A 15,450-nucleotide genomic window follows, 5' to 3' on the forward strand; every position below is an offset into this window, starting at 1 on the left:
TTGGCAAAGGTCACGCGCCGCCGGGCTCGGCGAGCAGCCGCTGCCGCGCGACGTCGGCGAGATCGTTGAGGATCTGCACCTGACCGCTGGACCAATGCCGGGGGCGGGTGTCCCACGTGCACAACGTGCCTGCGACATATCCCTTGCTGTCGATCAGCGGGATGCCGGCGTACGCCAGCACGCCACCGTCGCGCACCGCGGGGTGATCCGCCAGTAACGGATGCGCCCTGGTGTCGTCGACCACCAGCGGCTCGCGGCTTGCCACGGTGAACTTGCAGATCGACATCTCGATCGGGCGCACCCGGGGCATCTGCTCGTCGTCGGCGTTGGATCCCGCCAGCACCTGACGGTCGGGGTACACGATCGTCACTGCCGCCATCTGGGTACCGAGCGCCTCGGCGGTCAGAACCGCGACCCGGTCCAGGGTGGTGTTGCGAGCGGTGTCGTACGAGCCGAGATGCTCGAGGGTCTCCAGCCGCTCGGGATCGGACACCGCTTCGGCGACGATCGCTTCGACCGCACCCTGCTCACCGGAGAGTTGGTCCACGACCGCGCGAACGGTCTGATCGTTGTCCGGCCCGGCCAGGCGGGCGATGACATGGCGGCCGGTGGCGCGGTCGACGCCGCGGCGCGGAGCTTGTCCAGCGCTGTCCGCAGGCTGCGGCGTCGGTGCATTCATGTCGTTCACGATAGGTCACCCCCGATGGCGGCGGGGCTGGTCTGGGAGGTCTCGCCGGTCAAACCGCGCCGACCCCGCCATGGTGCCCCCACTAGGACTCGAACCTAGGACCTGCGGATTAAAAGTCCGTAGCTCTACCAACTGAGCTATAGGGGCGCGTCGCACACAATACTGCCTCCGCTGAGGTTGCTCGTTTTGGGATTGAGGCTGCTGTGCCCTAAGCTAACGACGCTCCAACGTGAAAGCGTTGTGAGTACCCCGGAGTGATTCGGTTCGGGCCCCCATCGTCTAGTGGCCTAGGACGCCGCCCTTTCACGGCGGTAGCACGGGTTCGAATCCCGTTGGGGGTACGCGCGACGACGGCAACGTCGGAGCACAGCAGTACACGCAGGAGAGCAAGGCCCTGTGGCGCAGTTGGTTAGCGCGCCGCCCTGTCACGGCGGAGGTCGCGGGTTCGAGTCCCGTCAGGGTCGCCATGTATGTGGTGAGGCACTTGTAGCTGGATGGAACCAGTGCCTTCCGGCCAGGTAGCTCAGTTGGTACGAGCGTCCGCCTGAAAAGCGGAAGGTCGCCGGTTCGATCCCGGCCCTGGCCACCAGGCTGAAGAGGCCGCCTCCGAATCGGTGGGGAACTGTCGCGCACCCCGTGACGCGTGGTCTACATACCGCATCCCGCGCAACCCAGGCATCGTCTGAGCTGTGAATTTCCTGGCAAAGGCCATGAGTGCTTTTGGTAGGCGGACCGCTATGCGACAGTGACGTCATCGTCAATTGCTTCGGGGGCGGACATGACGAGTTGTCGAGCGAGACACACTGCGCGACGGCGCCGCGAGCCATACGTGTGGCTTGGCATCGGCGCGATCACGCTGGGCGTGGGTGCGGCGTTGGCCGGTGCAGCCGGGACCGCTCATGCCGACAGCAAGGGCGGCGGCCCGGGACCAGGTACGTCGGCCGGCAGCCGCGGCGCGCCATCGAGTGCTCCGGTGTCTCACCGGGTAGCCGCGCCGATGCGGGCGAAGCCCGCGGGTGCCGGGCAGGCCAAACCGGCGGATGCGCCCGACCGACGGGCCTATGGCGCGAGTCAAAGCCGTTGGGCGCCGACGCAGCTCGCCACGTTGTTGGTCGACACGACGTCGGCGGCGACGGGCCGCGAGGTCGACGCCGGCGGCACCGCTCGAGCTTATTCCGCGCGGCTCGCTGCCAAACCGACCACCGACCAGCAGGGGGCGGCGGCCACCCCAACGCCGGCCCCGATCGGCACCCCGCTCAAGCTGGCCGGTACCGGTGGCGCGCAGTTCAACTCCGACGGCACCCGCGCGCTCATCACCACCACCGCGCTGGACCCGGCCAACCCCAGCGTCTCCATAAATCGGACCGTGCTTGTCAACACAGCCACCGGCGCTCAGCTCGGTGTGACCGTGAAGCTGGCCGGTACCGGATTCTCGCAGTTCAATCTGGCCGGAACCCGCGCTCTGATCAGCGCGTACACCTCGGATCCGGCCAACCCAGGCAACTACCTCACCCAGGCCGTCCTCATCGACACCGCCACCGGCGCCCAACTCGGCGCAAGCGTGAAGGTGGCCGGCGGCACCTATGCGCAATTCGACCCCGGCGGCAACCGCGTTCTGGTCAGCGCTTACGCCTCGGACCCGGCTCACCCCGGTCACTACGTCACTCGGGCCGTGCTGGTCGACGCGGCCACGGGCGCGCAGGTCGGTGCGACGGCGAAGCTGCCCGGCGCTGGATTCGCACAGTTTGCAGGCGATGGCACCCGCCTGCTTCTCAGTGCCTACGACTTCGACGCTGCCGATTTCGGTTACACCACCCGGGCCGTGCTCCTCGACACCTCTACCGGTGGTCAACTCGGCGCGACGGTGAAGCTGGCCGGCGCGGGCAATGCCGGGTTCGCCACCGGCACCTCTCCTCGGGCCACCGTCACCGCCACAGGCGCGGATCCGGTGACCGGCACTCCGATCACCCGGGTGGTGGTGCTGGACACCGGCACGGGCGCTCAGGTCGGTGCAACTCTCAAGCTGACCGGCAATCTGATCACGGTGTCCAGCAACAGCGCCCGCACGCTCGTCGCCACCAAGTCGCTGAACGCCCCGAACGGCACCGTTACCAGCCGGATCGTGGTGCTGGACACCGCCACCGGCGCGCAGGTCGGCGCCACGACGAAGATGAATATGACGTTGCCGCATGCCGCCGGCCTCAGTGGATTCGCGACGGGATTCGCGCAACTGAGCAGCGACGGCAGCCGCGTCCTGTTCAGCACATACTTCCTCGATGCCGGTGACCCCACGAACCAGGCCACCCAGAGTGTGCTGATCGACACCGCGACCGGAGCCCAGCTCGGTGTTCCGGTGCAGCTGGCCGGCACGCTGGTGGTCGGGCGGGCGTTCAGCATCGACGACGCTCGTGCGCTCCTCGTGACCAACGGCAAGGACGCCGCGACGGGTACCTATCTCACCAGGGTCGTCGTGCTCAATACCGCTAATGGCGCGCAGATCGGCTCCACAGTCAAGATGGCCAACGCCGGTGTGGTGGGCGTGAGCGCCTCCAGCCAGCAGTTCAACCTCGATGGCAGCCGCGCAGTGGTGAGCACCGTTGCTGTCGACGCCGCGACCGGCGCTTACACCAACCGCACCGTGCTCATCAACACCGTCACCGGGGCTCAGGTCGGCGCCCCCGTGCAGTTGGCCGGGAAGACGCCGTCCAGTCAGTTCAGCAACGACGGCGCCCGGGCCCTGATCAGTTCACGTGACCAGGATGGGACGACCGGGGCTTACACCACTCGAGTCGTTCTGCTGAACACCGCGACCGGTGCTCAACTCGGCCCCACCGTCAAGCTGCCCGGCGCCGGCAGTGCCTGGTTACTCGGCAATGACCGCGCGCTCGTCAGCACCACCGCCCCGGACCCTGTCACCGGCGCCCCTGTCACGCGGGCGGTGGTCATCGATGTGGCCACCGGTTCTCAGCTCGGCACGACGGTACGGCTGGACGGCAGCGGTGGATTCGATCCTTCCGGCACCGAAGGGACCCGCGCTGTGGTGTTCACCTCCGTCGCGGATGTCGCGACCAACACCTACAAGACGCTTAGGCTGGCGATCGACGTCGCCACGGGCGCACAAATCGGCTCGACTGTGGAACTGCCGGGCAGTCTGGTGGAGTTCCAAGTGAGCACCGACGGTGCACGAACCTTCGTCGTCACGACTGCCCCGACTTCGGCGGTCCGTCCTTGGACCACCCAGGTCATCGTGCTCGACACCGCGACGGGTGTCCAAATCGGCTCGACGTTGACCATTGCCGGTGGTGCCGGCCAGTGGGCGACGTTCTCTGGCTTCATGACCAGAGCGCTCATCGGTGCCGACGCCACCTCGGCGACCGGCACGGTGACGACGACGACACTGCTCAGGATCACATAGGTATCGCAATGTCGCACAAGCTGTTTCGGAGTCCAGACACGTGGATGTGGTGGGGGGGCCGGATGGCGCGTGATCGGGTCGCCGCCACGTCAGGACGGCGCTGTGAGCCGTATATGTGGCTCGGCGTCGGTGCGATCACCCTGGGTGTGGGTGCGGCGCTGGCCGGTGGTGCCGGGACGGCCCATGCCGATACCGGTGGCGAGGGCGGCTCGGGAAAGACGGCAGTCAGCCATGACACCACCGCAGCGCGGCCGAAGGCCGAACGCGTGGTGCAGCCCGAGAGGTCACGTGCAACCGGCCGGCGTACCGCCGCTGCGTCGGGGCCGACCATCATATCAACGAGACATATTATGAGGCAACGTGATTCGCGCCCGGAGATGTTGCGGGCACCTGTGGTCGGCAGTGGCGGTGCCCAGGCGCATTCCGCACGCGGGGCCAGCCCTGCCGCTGTCGTCGTGTCGACCTCCGGCCAGAGCACCGCAACGGCCACCGGTGGTGTGAGCCCCATCCGGTCGCTGACCTTACCCGGCGGCGGGCCGCCCGGCTTTGGCCAAGAAACGTTCAGCATCGACGGATCGCTCGCGTTGGTCACCGTCACAGCGCCGGACGCGGACACCGGCGGTTACCTGAGCCGGACGGTGTTGATCAACACCACTACCGGCCTCCCGATCGGCCCTACCGTGAAGTTGCCCGCCGCCACCTACGCGGCGGCCGGGCCACCGCAATTCAATACCACCGGAACCCGCGCTGTGATCAGCGCCTTCGCCCCAGACCCGGCCAATCCCGGTGCTTACATCAGCCGGGTGGTGTTGCTCGACACCACCACCGGCGCACAGATCGGTGCCACGGTGAAGGTGGCCGGCCGTGATCTCGACGGCGCGCTGTTCAGCGCTGACGGCAGACGTGCTGTCGTCAGCACCGTCGCCCCAAACGTCACCAACGGGGGCTCTGTGCTCCGGACCGTGTTGCTGGACACGGCCACCGGCGGTCAGGTGGGCGCCGCCGTGTCGCTGGTCGGTGACGGTTCCGCCCGGTTCACCGAAGACAGTACGCGCGTCGTGATCACCGCTGCCGGCCGCGACGTTGGCACGGGTGACGCCATCACCCGGACGGTGTTGCTTGCTGCCGCCACCGGTGTTCAGGTCGGCGCCACGCTGAGAATGCCGGGCATCGGAGGCCAGGCTCAGGTCGCCTCGGACAGCACCCGAGCCGTGGTCACCACGCAGGGTCCCGATTCGGTCACCGGCGCCTCGACCACCCGCATCGTCCTGCTGGACCTTGGCACCGGTGCTCAGGTCGGGGCGACGCTGAAGCTGGCGGGCTCCGAAGTCGTTGGGGCCGTGCAGATCAGCTCCAACAGCAAACGTGTCGCCGTGAGCACTTACGGTGCCGACGCCGCAGCAGGCGCCTATGTCACCCGGATCGTGTTGATCGACACCGCCACTGGCACACAAGTCGGCACCACGACAAAGGTGGCAGGCAGTGGCGGCGCGCAGTTCAGCAGCGACAGCGCCCGGGCCCTGGTGAGTACGTATGGTCCCGACTCGGCGACCGGCGCCTATGTCACCCGGATCGTGTTGATCGACACCGCCACCGGCACACAGGTCGGCACCACGACAAAGGTGGCAGGCAGTGGTGGCGCGCAGTTCAGCCCGAACGGGAGCCGTGTGCTGGTCGTCACCACTGCCGATGACGCGGCCGGCGGCGCCACCACCCGGACTGTGCTGCTCAACGCCACCACCGGTGCCCAGATCGGTGCCACGATGAAGCTGGATGGAGCGGTCGACTTCGTGGCAGCACCGCCGCGGTTCAGCTCCGACAACAGCCGCGCCCTGGTGACCACCTCGACGCTGAACCCCACCACACTGGCTCACGTCACCCAAACCGTTTTGATCGATCTCGGCAGCGGCGCCCGCGTCGGGGCCCCGATCAAGCTGGCAGGGCTCGAGGGTGCGCCGAACTATCCCGGGGCGTTGCCGCGGTTCAGTGCCGACGCCACACGCGCGGTGGTCACCGCGACCAGCCGGGACGCCACGACGCTGGAATACACCACCCGGGTCGCGGTACTCAGCGCCGCGACTGGGGCTCAGACCGGCGCGACGTTCAAGTTGCCCGGAAATCTGGTGACAGCGCTGGTGAGCACCGACGGGAAGCGCGCCTTTGTGGTCACCACGGCGCGGGGCTCCGCCACCGGTGCCTGGACCACGCGGGTCGCGGCGATCGACACCGCGACTGGTGCCCAGATCGGGACCACATTCGCCATCATTGGTGGAGTGGGTGGGGGCGCATCCTTCAACGTCCAAGACACTCGGGCCTTGGTCACCACTTTCACAGCGGACGCGACCACCGGCGCCACCACCACGGCCACGTTCTTGCGGATCGTCTAGAGGGACCATTCGCGCCACGCCAGCGTTCTGTCGCGATGCTTGCCGTATGACTTACAGTCGATGCGACTTGTGTCAGTTCGTGCAAGCGTTCTGGAGGGGCGGGTGTCGGATAGCGGGCAACGGCGTTCGTCGACGACCTCGTCGAGCAGGCCCGGCCGAATCGACCTGCTGTTCAACAACGCGGGCATCTCCTTGGGCGGCTTGGGTCTGCGCACTGGGACTTTCGATAGCCCACACCGGCTGGCCGCCGATACGCTCCGGGCGATCGAACGCAACGAGGCCCTCTCGGTCGCACCCCGTCAGGCCGGCGCGGCACGGCTTTTCGCTCGCCCGGCGCCCGGCCTGCTCAACCGGATGGCCGTCCGTTTCGTCGACCGTCAACGCACCGCAGACAGAAGGCAACCGACACCATGAGCGCCGCGACCGCGATTCCCCGCTATCCCTACGACGTCACCGGTGGCTGGCTGGCCGCCATCCTCAGCCGTCCAGGCGCGCCGGTCGAGGTCGAGGCGGTCGAGGTGACGCCGGTGGGCACCGGGCAAACCGGCGCCACCTTCCGGGTCAAGGCCAGCTATGCCACCGACACCGATCTGCCGGAGAGTTTCATCCTGAAACTGCCCGCCGGCGATGACGCTGTCCGGGACCGGGTGACGCTCGGGTATCGCAGTGAGTGCGCGTTCTACCAATCGGTCGCCGACCTGGTCACGATCCCGATCCCGCAGTGCTTCCACGTCGACATCGCCGACGACGGGGCCAGCTACGCGCTGCTGCTGGCCGACCAGGCCCCGGCCGTCCAGGGCGATCAGATCGCCGGCTGCGGTCTACCCGAGGCCCGGTTGGCGGTGCGGGCCCTGGCTGGTCTGCACGGACCCACGTGGTGCGATCCGCGCTGGCAGACCTTTCCGGGTCTGGTCATGTCAATCATCGGCGAGGACGCCATCCGCGGCCTGGGGGAGATCTCCAAGATGGCCGCGGGCATCACCATCGAGAAGCTGGGGTCGCGGCTGACCGCGCAGGACGCCGAAACCCTGGTCGCCGCGATGGATGTGGTGACCCCCTGGCTGCTCAACGCGCCGGATCGGTTCGCGCTACTACACGGCGACTACCGGCTGGACAACCTGCTCTTCGACGGTGAACGGGTCAGCGTGGTCGACTGGCAGACCCTCGGGGTGGGGCTGGCCGGCCGCGACCTGGCCTACTTCACCGGGACCAGCCTGGAGCCCGGCCAGCGGGCGGAGGTCGAAAAGGACCTTGTGGCCGAATACCATCGGGCACTGCTCGCCACCGGGGTCGGTGACTACGACGCGGACACCTGCTGGCACGACTACCTGCTGGGCATGATCCAGGTACCGCTGATCTCGGCACTGGGGTGCGCGTTCTCGGTGGAGACCGAGCGCGGCGACGACATGATGGCGGCGATGCTGCGCCGCGGCTGCGCGGCCATCCGAGACCTGCGCACACTCGAGTTGATCGACAGCTAGGAGCACACGTGGGTGATTCCAGGCCGCGCACCGCGGTGATCGGAGCGGGTATCAGCGGGCTGACGTCGGGCAAGATGCTCAAGGACTACGGCGTGCCGTACACCACCTTCGAGCTGTCCGACCGGATCGGCGGCAACTGGGCGTTCGCCAATCCCAACGGATTGAGCAGCGCCTACCGCTCCCTGCACATCGACACCTCCAAACAACGTTTGTCGTTCCGTGATTTCCCCATCCCCGACCATTTCCCGTCTTTTCCGCACCACAGCGACATCAAGAACTACCTGGACTCCTATGCCGAGACATTCGGACTTCTGGAGAACATCGAGTTCACCAACGGCGTCCAGCACGCCGCCCTCGGCGCCGACGGCCGCTGGGAGATCACCGACCAGCGCGGGGCGACGCGGGAGTTCGACCTGCTGGTCGTGGGCAACGGGCACCACTGGGACGCCCGGTATCCGGATTTCCCAGGCGAATTCACCGGCGAGACCATCCATTCCCACCACTACATCGACCCGCAGACCCCGCTGAACCTGACCGGCAAGCGGATCCTGGTGGTGGGCATCGGCAACAGTGCGGCCGACATCACCGTGGAACTGTCGTCGAAGACGCTGCAGAACACCGTGACTCTGTCCACCCGCTCCAGCGCCTGGATCGTGCCGAAATACATCGCCGGCCGGCCTGCCGACAGCATCGCGCGCACGTCGCCGCACATCCCGTTGTCCTGGCAGCGCAAATTCCAGCAGCTCCTGGCGCCGGCGATGGGCATCAACCCACAGCTCTATGGTCTGCCCGCCCCGAATCACAAGCTTTTCGAAGCCCATCCGACCCAGTCGGTGGAGTTGCCGCTGCGGCTCGGGTCCGGCGACGTCATCCCCAAGCCCAACGTGAGCCGGCTCGATGGCGACACCGTGCACTTCGACGACGGAACCAGCGGAGTGTTCGACATGATCATCTACGCCACCGGCTACAACATCACGTTCCCGTTCTTCGCCCCCGACTTCATCAGCGCGCCGGACAACGCGATCCGGCTGTACAAGCGAATGTTCCTGCCGGGCATGGACAATCTGGTGTTCATCGGCTTCGCGCAAGCGGTTCCGACGTTGTTCCCGTTCATCGAGTGCCAGGCGAAACTGCTGGCCGCTTACGCGGTCGGCCGCTACGCCTTGCCGCCGATCGCCGAGATGGAGCGGGTGATCGACGAAGACCAGAAGCTCTACACCGGGCACTGCACCGACCGCCCGCGGCACACTCAGCAGGTCGACTACTTCCACTACGACCACGATATCCGCACCCGGGAGTTGCCCGCCGGGATCCGTCGGGCCGATCTGCGGCGCCGGAGGGTGGCGGTATGAGCCGCAGCGATGTCACCTTCGACTCGGCCGGTGTGCGCTGCAGCGCCTGGCATTTCGCGGCAGCGAGCGCGGCCTTCACCGGGGCCGCCGGGCGGCCGGTGGTGGTGATGGGGCACGGCTTCGGCGGAACCAAGGACTCCGGACTGGAACCGTTCGCCGAGCGGATCGCTGCCGCGGGCATCGACGTATTGGCCTTCGACTACCGTGGCTTCGGAGCCTCGGAAGGAACACCGCGCCAGACGGTTTCGGTCGCCGCTCAGATCGGTGACTTCGAGGCCGCGATCGCCGCAGCCAGGCGGTTGCCTGGGATCGACCCGAACCGCATCGTGCTGTGGGGGTCGTCGATGTCCGGCGGCCACGTGATCCGGGTGGCCGCCGACCATCCCGACGTCGCCGCCGTGATCGCGATGACGCCGCTGACCAGCGGCGCGGCCGTGAGCCGCGCGGCGGTGGAACATGGTGATGTCGGACAGGCGGTGAAGTGGACGCTGGTCGGAGTGAAGAGCCGGGTCGACGTCGCTCGCGGCCGCGGTCCGAGCTTGATGCCGTTGGTCGCCCGTCCGGGTGAGCCCGGAGCGCTCGCGCTGGACGGCGCCTATGAGAGCTACACCGCGATCGCCGGCCCGACTTGGCGCAACGAGGTCGACTCCGCGGTCGGCCTGCAGATCGCCTCGATCCGAACGGCGGACGCCGCCAAGCGGTTACGGTGTCCGCTGCTGATTCAAGTCGCCGACTTCGACCGCTATGTGCCGGCCGACTCGGTGATGAAGACCGCGGTGCTGGGCAGGGGGCAGGTGCACCACTACCCATGTGATCATTTTGACGTCTGGCCTGGACACGATTGGTTCGACAAAGCCGTCGGCGATCAGATCGCCTTCCTGATCCGCACGTTCAGTACTTTGTCGAGCCTTGATCGACTGAAATCGCCTCAGCGGTAATCAGTTTCGCGGCGTCGCTGGCCAGGAAGCAGACCGTGTCGGCGATGTCCTCCGGTTCGGCGATGTAGATGGGCAGGAACGGCAGCATCATGTTCTGCAACGCCGGGTTGGTCTCCATCGCCTTGCCCAGTTCGGCCACCATGTCACCGGTGCCCATGTCGGTGTTGACCGGGCCTGGGTGCACACTGTTCACCCGAATGTTGTGCTTGCCGAGTTCGGCGGCGAACGCCCTGGCCATGCCCGTGACCGCGTGCTTGCTGGTCGTGTAGTGCACCATGAACGGCTGCAGCTTGATCCCGGCCGCCGAACTGATCAGGATGATGGAACCTCCGGCGCCACCTTCCACGATCGAGGGCGCTCCGGCCATCACGGTGTTCCAGGTACCGGTCACGTTGACGTCCAGCACATCCCGGAATGCCTCCGGGGTGATCTCGTCCCACGCGGCAGGCGAGGTGATGCCCGCGTTCGCGACGATGATGTCCAGCCTGCCGAGTTCGGCCACACCGCGCCGGACGGCTTCCGTGAGTCTGTCGTAGTCGCGTACGTCGACCACGGCCGGCACGATGCGACGGCCGATTGCCTCGACCAGGCGCACCGTCTCGGCGAAGTCCTCCGGCGTGGCCGGGTTATACGGGACGCAGTCCGGCAGCGCGTCCGCGATGTCGACGGCGATGATGTCGGCGCCTTCACCGGCCATCTTGACCGCGTGAGCTCGGCCCTGGCCGCGGGCGGCCCCGGTGATCAAGGCGACCTTGCCGCGCAGCGTGCCCGTCATGACCGGCGCTGCGCTTCCTTGACCAGTCCGCCACCGACGATCAGGCGCTGAATCTCACTGGTGCCCTCGTAGAGTCGTAACAGTCGGACCTCACGATAGATCCGTTCGACGGGCACGCCGCGCATGTATCCCGCCCCGCCGTGCACCTGAACCGCGAGATCGGCAACCTTGCCTACCATCTCGGTGCAGAACAGTTTGGCCACCGACGGCGCGATGCGGCGATCCTCATTGTTGAGCCACAGCCGGGCGGCGTCGCGCACCAGGGCCCGCCCGGCCATCACGCCGGTCTGCTGATCGGCCAGCATCGCCTGCACCAGCTGGAAATTGCCGATCGGCGTCCCGCCCTGGGTCGCGGTCGCGGCGTAGGCGACGGACTCGTCGAGTGCCCGCTGGGCTGCGCCGACCGCCAGAGCGGCGATGTGGATCCGGCCCCGGGCCAGCGAGGTCATCGCCGCCCGGTATCCGATGTCCTCGCTGCCGCCGATCAGGGTGTCATCGCCGACCCGGACATCGGTGAAATTCACATCGGAGGTCCAGGCGCCCTCCTGACCCATCTTGGCGTCCTTCGCACCGATCTCGACACCCGCCGTCTCGGCGGGCACTAGGAACACCGCAATGCCCGCACCGTTCTCGTCGGCCGGCCGGGTACGGGCGAACACGATGAACAGGTTGGCCACCGGAGCGTTGGTGATGTACTGCTTACGGCCGTTGATCACCCAACTCCTCCCGTCGCGAACGGCTTTGGTCTTCAGACCCGACGGGTTGGATCCGGCGCCCGGTTCGGTCAGCGCGAACGACGCGACCACTTCACCGGTGGCGATCGGCTCCAGCCAGCGGCCTTTCTGCTCATCGGTGCCGAAGCCGACCAGTACCTGCCCGGCGATGCCGTTGTTGGTGCCGAACATCGACCGCAATGCCAGGCTCGTGTAGCCCAGCTCCATCGCCAGTTCGACGTCCTGGGCAATGTTGAGGCCCAGGCCGCCCCATTCTTGAGGGATCGCGTAACCGAAGAGGCCCATCGCCTTGGCCTGGTCCCGCAGATCGTCGGGCACCTGGTCCTCGGTCATGATCTCGGCTTCTCGCGGCACCACGGCCGTCCGCACGAAATGGCGGGTCTGGGCCAAGATCTCGCGGAAGTCGTCGTCGCTGACGGCGGTCATCGGGCCGGTCATCAGGCTCCTTGGGTCGGGGGCACCTGCCCCGAAGATCATATATGAAATATGATGTTGCCGATTCGGGGGTTCGTCGAAGGTAGAGGGAGTTCACATGTCGTTGCTGGCCGGCCAGACCGCGGTCATCACCGGTGGAGCGCAGGGCCTCGGCTTTGCGATCGCCGAGCAGTTCGTCGCCGAGGGCGCCCGCGTGGTCCTCGGTGACCTCAACCTCGACGCCACGCAGGAGGCCGTCAACAAGCTCGGCGGGGCCGACGTCGCCCGTGCGGTGCGATGCAACGTCACCGCCTACGACGACGTCGACGCGCTGGTGGACACGGCCATCGAAGCGTTCGGCCGGTTCGACGTCATGGTGAACAACGCCGGGATCACCCGCGACGCCACCCTGCGCAAGATGACCGAGGAGGAGTTCGACCAGGTCATCTCGGTGCACCTGAAGGGGACCTGGAACGGCCTGAAGAAGGCATCCTCGGTGATGCGGGAGCAGAAGCGCGGTGCGATCGTCAACATGTCCTCGATCTCGGGCAAGGTCGGCATGATCGGGCAGACGAACTACTCGGCCGCCAAGGCCGGCATCGTCGGAATGACCAAGGCCGCGTCCAAGGAACTCGCTCATCTGGGTGTGCGGGTCAACGCCATTCAGCCCGGCCTGATCCGCTCGGCGATGACCGAGGCCATGCCGCAACGGATCTGGGATTCGAAGGTGGCCGAGGTGCCGATGGGTCGCGCGGGTGAGCCCTCCGAGGTGGCCAAGGTGGCACTGTTCTTGGCCTGCGACCTGTCGTCGTACATGACCGGAACGGTCCTCGAGGTCACCGGCGGACGGCACCTGTGACCCGCACGGCCGTCATCTGCGAGCCGGTCCGGACGCCGATCGGTCGTTATGGCGGCATGTTCGCCTCGCTGACGGCCGTCGACCTGGGCGTGGCCGCGCTCAAAGGTCTGCTGGCGCGCACCGGGATCGCGCCCGACGCCGTCGAGGACGTGATCCTCGGCCACTGTTACCCCAACAGCGAGGCGCCGGCGATCGGCCGGGTCGTGGCCCTTGACGCCGGGCTGCCGGTGACGGTGCCGGGCATGCAGGTGGACCGGCGCTGCGGCTCGGGTCTGCAGGCCGTGATCCAGGCCTGCCTGCAAGTCGCCTCCGGCGACAGCGATCTCGTCGTCGCGGGCGGCGCGGAGAGCATGACCAATGTCGCGTTCTACTCGACCGATATGCGCTGGGGCGGTGGTCGCACCGGGGTCCGCGTCCACGACGGACTGGCCCGCGGCCGCACCACGGCCGGCGGCAAGCACCATCCGGTGCCGGGCGGGATGCTCGAGACCGCCGAGAACCTGCGCCGCGAGTACAAGATCTCCCGCCAGGAGCAGGACGAGCTGGCGGTGGCGTCCCATCAGCGCGCGGTCGCCGCGCAGAAGGATGGCATCCTGGCCGAGGAGATCATCCCCGTCACGGTCGCCAGCCGCCGCGGCGAGGAGATCATCGACACCGACGAGCATCCCCGCGCCGATACCACCCTCGAGTCGCTGGCAACGCTCAAACCGGTTCTGCTCAAGCAGGACCCGGACGCCACCGTCACCGCGGGCAACTCCAGCGGGCAGAACGATGCCGCGTCGATGTGCATCGTGACCACCCCGGACAAGGCCGCGGATTTGGGTTTGACCCCGCTGGTGCGACTGGTGTCCTGGGGTTCGGCGGGCGTGGGACCCGAGGTGATGGGCATCGGGCCGGTGCCGGCCACCGAGGTCGCGCTGGCCAAAGCCGGTCTGACCCTTGCCGATATCGACCTCATCGAGCTCAACGAGGCGTTCGCCGCCCAGGCGCTGGCCTGCATGCGGGCCTGGAACTTCACCGCCGCCGATCACGGCCGCACGAACGTCCACGGTTCGGGGATCTCGCTCGGCCATCCGGTGGGCGCCACCGGCGGCCGGATGCTGGCCACGCTGGCCCGCGAACTGAACCGACGCCAGGTCCGCTACGGACTGGAGACGATGTGCATCGGCGGCGGGCAGGGCCTGGCCGCGGTGTTCGAGAGGGTGGACGCAAGATGACACGCATTGCCCAAACGTTGGGCCTCACCGAGGTACAGGCCGAAATCGTCTCCACCGTACGGCAATTCGTCGACAAGGAGATCATTCCGTACGCCCAAGAGCTCGAGCACGCCGACACCTACCCGCAGGACATCGTCGACCAGATGAAGCAGCTGGGCCTGTTCGGCCTGATGGTTCCCGAGGAGTACGGCGGTCTGGGGGAGTCACTGCTCACCTATGCGCTGTGCGTGGAGGAGCTGGCCCGCGGCTGGATGAGCATCTCCGGGGTGATCAACACCCACTTCATCGTGGCGTACATGATCCGCCAGCACGGAACCGATGAGCAGAAGCAACGCTTCCTGCCCCGGATGGCGACCGGCGAGGTTCGCGGCGCCTTCTCGATGTCGGAGCCCGAGCTGGGCTCCGACGTCGCGGCAATCCGGACCAGGGCCGCCGACAACGGCGACGGCACCTACACGATCGACGGCCAGAAGATGTGGCTGACCAACGGGGGGAGCTCGACCCTGGTCGCCGCGCTGGTGCGCACCGACGAGGGTGCGGACAAGCCGCACCGTAACCTGACCGCTTTCCTGATCGAAAAGCCCACCGGCTTCGGCGAAGTCGCGCCGGGCTTGACGATTCCGGGCAAGATCGACAAGCTCGGCTACAAAGGCATCGACACCACCGAGCTGATCTTCGACTCCTACGTCGCCGCCGCCGACGACATCCTGGGTGCCAAGCCGGGGCAGGGTTTCTTCCAGATGATGGACGGTGTCGAGGTCGGCCGGGTGAACGTGTCCGCCCGGGCCTGCGGCGTCGGTATCCGGGCCTTCGAGCTCGCCGTCCGCTACGCCCAGCAGCGCAGCACGTTCGGCAAGCCGATCGCCGAGCATCAGGCCATCGCCTTTCAACTGGCCGAGATGGCCACCAAAGTCGAAGCCGCCCATCTGATGATGGTCAACGCCGCGCGGTTGAAGGATTCCGGTGAACGCAACGACGTCGCCGCGGGGATGGCCAAGTATCTGGCCAGTGAGTTCTGCGCGGAGGTCACCCAGCAAAGCTTCCGGATTCACGGCGGATACGGGTATTCCAAGGAGTACGAGATCGAACGGCTGATGCGGGACGCGCCGTTCCTGTTGATCGGCGAGGGGACCAGCGAGATCCAGAAGAACATCATCAGCAAGCGGCTGTTGGCCGACTACCGGATCTGA

General features: G+C 67.2%; 12 protein-coding genes and 4 tRNA genes. 11 read left to right on the forward strand and 5 right to left on the reverse strand.

Features of this window, described 5'->3' with window-relative positions; all coding sequences use genetic code 11:
• Positions 1–10 precede the first annotated feature (10 nt).
• On the reverse strand, positions 11–679 hold the full coding sequence (locus MSZK_RS05415) for a GAF domain-containing protein (protein WP_099245605.1): 669 nt from the start codon (positions 677–679) through the stop codon (positions 11–13).
• A gap of 80 nt (positions 680–759) precedes the next feature.
• Positions 760–835, reverse strand: a tRNA-Lys gene (locus tag MSZK_RS05420).
• A 121-nt stretch (positions 836–956) separates the two neighbouring features.
• On the opposite strand from MSZK_RS05420, the gene MSZK_RS05425 reads away from it, so the two are divergent.
• The 4 genes from MSZK_RS05425 (at position 957) to MSZK_RS05440 (ending at position 4,103) form a co-directional block, all read left to right on the forward strand.
• Positions 957–1,029 (forward strand) — tRNA-Glu (locus tag MSZK_RS05425).
• 49 nt (positions 1,030–1,078) lie between these two features.
• Positions 1,079–1,155 (forward strand) — tRNA-Asp (locus MSZK_RS05430).
• Positions 1,156–1,200: 45 nt separating this feature from the next.
• Positions 1,201–1,277 (forward strand) — tRNA-Phe (locus tag MSZK_RS05435).
• 240 nt (positions 1,278–1,517) lie between these two features.
• Complete coding sequence (locus MSZK_RS05440) at positions 1,518–4,103, forward strand: hypothetical protein (RefSeq protein WP_142389873.1); 2,586 nt, start codon at positions 1,518–1,520, stop codon at positions 4,101–4,103.
• 89 nt (positions 4,104–4,192) lie between these two features.
• Here the strand turns inward: MSZK_RS05440 and MSZK_RS32265 are convergent, their stop codons facing one another.
• Positions 4,193–4,336, reverse strand: a complete 144-nt coding sequence (locus MSZK_RS32265) for a hypothetical protein (protein ID WP_158230550.1) — start codon at positions 4,334–4,336, stop codon at positions 4,193–4,195.
• A 117-nt stretch (positions 4,337–4,453) separates the two neighbouring features.
• Between MSZK_RS32265 and MSZK_RS05445 the strand changes: the two genes are divergently transcribed.
• The 4 genes from MSZK_RS05445 to MSZK_RS05465 all read left to right on the forward strand — a co-directional run bounded on the left by MSZK_RS05445 (position 4,454) and on the right by MSZK_RS05465 (position 10,261).
• On the forward strand, positions 4,454–6,490 hold the full coding sequence (locus MSZK_RS05445; protein WP_142389874.1) for a hypothetical protein: 2,037 nt from the start codon (positions 4,454–4,456) through the stop codon (positions 6,488–6,490).
• A 410-nt stretch (positions 6,491–6,900) separates the two neighbouring features.
• Positions 6,901–7,971 carry a phosphotransferase family protein gene (locus tag MSZK_RS05455; RefSeq protein ID WP_099245611.1) on the forward strand — a complete coding sequence of 357 codons (1,071 nt, stop codon included), beginning with the start codon at positions 6,901–6,903 and terminating at the stop codon, positions 7,969–7,971.
• An 8-nt stretch (positions 7,972–7,979) separates the two neighbouring features.
• On the forward strand, positions 7,980–9,323 hold the full coding sequence (locus MSZK_RS05460; protein ID WP_099245613.1) for an NAD(P)/FAD-dependent oxidoreductase: 1,344 nt from the start codon (positions 7,980–7,982) through the stop codon (positions 9,321–9,323).
• Positions 9,320–10,261, forward strand: coding sequence for an alpha/beta hydrolase (locus tag MSZK_RS05465; protein WP_099245615.1), 942 nt, complete (start codon positions 9,320–9,322; stop codon positions 10,259–10,261). The genes MSZK_RS05460 and MSZK_RS05465 overlap by 4 nt, the downstream gene beginning before the upstream one ends.
• Here MSZK_RS05465 and MSZK_RS05470 read toward each other — a convergent pair.
• Positions 10,215–11,036: a mycofactocin-coupled SDR family oxidoreductase gene (locus tag MSZK_RS05470; protein WP_099245617.1), complete on the reverse strand. Its 822-nt coding sequence runs from the start codon at positions 11,034–11,036 to the stop codon at positions 10,215–10,217. The genes MSZK_RS05465 and MSZK_RS05470 overlap by 47 nt on opposite strands.
• Entirely contained in the window at positions 11,033–12,196 is a 1,164-nt protein-coding gene (locus MSZK_RS05475; RefSeq protein ID WP_099245936.1) for an acyl-CoA dehydrogenase family protein, read from the reverse strand. The genes MSZK_RS05470 and MSZK_RS05475 overlap by 4 nt, the downstream gene beginning before the upstream one ends.
• 106 nt (positions 12,197–12,302) lie before the next feature.
• On the opposite strand from MSZK_RS05475, the gene fabG reads away from it, so the two are divergent.
• The 3 genes from fabG to MSZK_RS05490 are packed head-to-tail and all read left to right on the forward strand — an operon-like array spanning position 12,303 to position 15,450.
• Complete coding sequence (gene fabG / locus MSZK_RS05480; RefSeq protein WP_099245619.1) at positions 12,303–13,043, forward strand: 3-oxoacyl-ACP reductase FabG; 741 nt, start codon at positions 12,303–12,305, stop codon at positions 13,041–13,043.
• Complete coding sequence (locus tag MSZK_RS05485; protein ID WP_099245621.1) at positions 13,040–14,260, forward strand: acetyl-CoA C-acetyltransferase; 1,221 nt, start codon at positions 13,040–13,042, stop codon at positions 14,258–14,260. The genes fabG and MSZK_RS05485 overlap by 4 nt, the downstream gene beginning before the upstream one ends.
• Positions 14,257–15,450, forward strand: coding sequence for an acyl-CoA dehydrogenase family protein (locus MSZK_RS05490; RefSeq protein ID WP_099245623.1), 1,194 nt, complete (start codon positions 14,257–14,259; stop codon positions 15,448–15,450). The genes MSZK_RS05485 and MSZK_RS05490 overlap by 4 nt, the downstream gene beginning before the upstream one ends.

Source organism: Mycobacterium sp. shizuoka-1, from assembly GCF_002723835.1.
In the GTDB taxonomy this organism is placed as follows: Bacteria; Actinomycetota; Actinomycetes; order Mycobacteriales; family Mycobacteriaceae; genus Mycobacterium.

Coding starts and splice junctions, on each gene's coding strand:
- MSZK_RS05415 (WP_099245605.1), bottom strand. CDS start 679: ATGAATGCACCGACGCCGCAGCCTGCGGACAGCGCTGGACAAGCTCCG.
- MSZK_RS32265 (WP_158230550.1), bottom strand. CDS start 4,336: ATGGCTGACTGCCGTCTTTCCCGAGCCGCCCTCGCCACCGGTATCGGC.
- MSZK_RS05445 (WP_142389874.1), top strand. CDS start 4,454: ATGAGGCAACGTGATTCGCGCCCGGAGATGTTGCGGGCACCTGTGGTC.
- MSZK_RS05455 (WP_099245611.1), top strand. CDS start 6,901: ATGAGCGCCGCGACCGCGATTCCCCGCTATCCCTACGACGTCACCGGT.
- MSZK_RS05465 (WP_099245615.1), top strand. CDS start 9,320: ATGAGCCGCAGCGATGTCACCTTCGACTCGGCCGGTGTGCGCTGCAGC.
- MSZK_RS05470 (WP_099245617.1), bottom strand. CDS start 11,036: ATGACGGGCACGCTGCGCGGCAAGGTCGCCTTGATCACCGGGGCCGCC.
- MSZK_RS05475 (WP_099245936.1), bottom strand. CDS start 12,196: ATGACCGCCGTCAGCGACGACGACTTCCGCGAGATCTTGGCCCAGACC.
- fabG (WP_099245619.1), top strand. CDS start 12,303: ATGTCGTTGCTGGCCGGCCAGACCGCGGTCATCACCGGTGGAGCGCAG.
- MSZK_RS05490 (WP_099245623.1), top strand. CDS start 14,257: ATGACACGCATTGCCCAAACGTTGGGCCTCACCGAGGTACAGGCCGAA.